General features: G+C 66.5%; 2 protein-coding genes. Both read left to right on the top strand.

The window, feature by feature from the left end:
* Window positions 1-177 precede the first annotated feature (177 nt).
* Window positions 178-1,095 carry a DNA-processing protein DprA gene (dprA, locus tag EPN98_RS19945; protein ID WP_293364682.1) on the top strand — a complete coding sequence of 306 codons (918 nt, stop codon included), beginning with the start codon at window positions 178-180 and terminating at the stop codon, window positions 1,093-1,095.
* Window positions 1,096-1,116: 21 nt separating this feature from the next.
* The coding region (locus EPN98_RS19940) for a toprim domain-containing protein (protein WP_293364681.1) at window positions 1,117-1,575 on the top strand (459 nt) is incomplete at its 3' end.

The raw sequence follows: 1,575 nt of genomic DNA, 5'->3' as shown, positions 1-1,575 counted from the left end.
CTCGCGCGCGAGCGGAAGGTCAAGGTCGTCGTCAAACCCGACCCGACCCTGCACATCGAGCAGTATGATATCGTGATGATTTGAACGGGCAACTTGACGACGCCCCGAATCGTTGGCTATGGTGAAGACGTAACGTCTGCACATCCCGGCACCAGACCCAGGACCAGACACGAACACATGAAACCGAGCGTGCACACAGCTCCGGCAGGGAAAGGCGTCGCTCTCGACCTGGCCGACGAGCGCTACCCGGCCTGGCTGCGCGCGATCCCCAGCCCGCCGGCCGTCCTCTACTGCGACGGCCTGGTCGAGCCGCGCGACCGGCAGGCGGTCGCGATCGTGGGCGCCCGGCAGGCGACGCCGCACGGGCTCCGTACGACCGAGACCCTCGCGCGCGAACTGAGCGGCGCGGGCTTCACCATCGTCAGCGGGCTGGCGCGCGGCATCGACGCCGCCGCCCACCGCGCGGCGCTGGACGCCGGCGGACGGACGATCGCCGTGCTGGGCTGCGGCCTCGACGTGACCTACCCGCCCGAGCACGCCCGCCTGCGGGAGGAAATCGCCGGATGCGGCGCCGTGCTCACGGAGTTCCCCGCGGGCACGCAGCCGAAGCCCGCGCATTTCCCCCAGCGCAACCGGATCATCAGCGGCCTGTCGCTGGGCGTCGTGGTGGTCGAGGCCGCCGAGGACAGCGGCTCGCTGATCACGGCCCGCCGCGCGCTGGAGCAGGGCCGCGAGGTGTTCGCCGTGCCGGGCTCGATTGACGCGCCGCTCAGCCGCGGCCCGCACGGCCTCATCAAGCAGGGCGCGAAACTGGTGGAAGCCGTCGATGACATTGTGGAGGAGCTCTTGCCTCAATTGGATATGGCAGGTATGCCGAAACGGCGATCTGTGTTGTCCAAGGCCGAGGCGCTCCCCAATCTCTCGCCGGAAGAGCGCCTGCTTCTGGACCAGATGGACCGGGAGCCGCTGCATCTCGACGACCTGACGGAACGGAGCCACTTGACGTCGGCCGGCGTGGCTGGCATTCTCCTCGGCCTGGAACTGAAAGACGTCGTGCGCCAACTGCCGGGACAAAGGTACTATCGTTTAAAGTAAAAGAACCTGAACGGAGTCTTAATGTCCAAGTCGCTGATCATCGTTGAGTCGCCGGCCAAGGCCCGGACCATCACCAAGTACCTGAAGGGCAAGTACACCGTCATGGCCTCGGTCGGCCACGTGAAGGACCTGCCCACGAACAAGCTGGGCGTGGACCTCGAGCACGATTTCAAACCGCAGTACGTGACCATCAAGGGGAAGACCCAGGTCCTCGCGGACATCAAGAAGAAGGCGAAGGAGGCCGACAAGGTGTTCCTCGCCCCCGATCCCGACCGCGAAGGGGAAGCCATCGCCTGGCACCTCGCGGAGGAGATCGACGGCAAAGCCAAGGTCAAGGACCGCAAGGTCTTCCGGGTCCTCTTCAACGAGATCACGGAGTCGGCCATCAAGCGCGCCCTCCAGTCCCCGGGCCACGTGGACATGAACCTGGTCAACGCGCAGCAGGCCCGCCGCGTGCTCGACCGCATCGTCGGCTACCAG

The sequence above is a fragment of the Phenylobacterium sp. genome, from assembly GCF_004299445.1.
GTDB lineage: Bacteria > Pseudomonadota > Alphaproteobacteria > Caulobacterales > Caulobacteraceae > Phenylobacterium.
The sequence above is the reverse complement of the archived record's forward strand: the minus strand, read 5'-3'. Positions and strand labels throughout refer to the sequence as shown.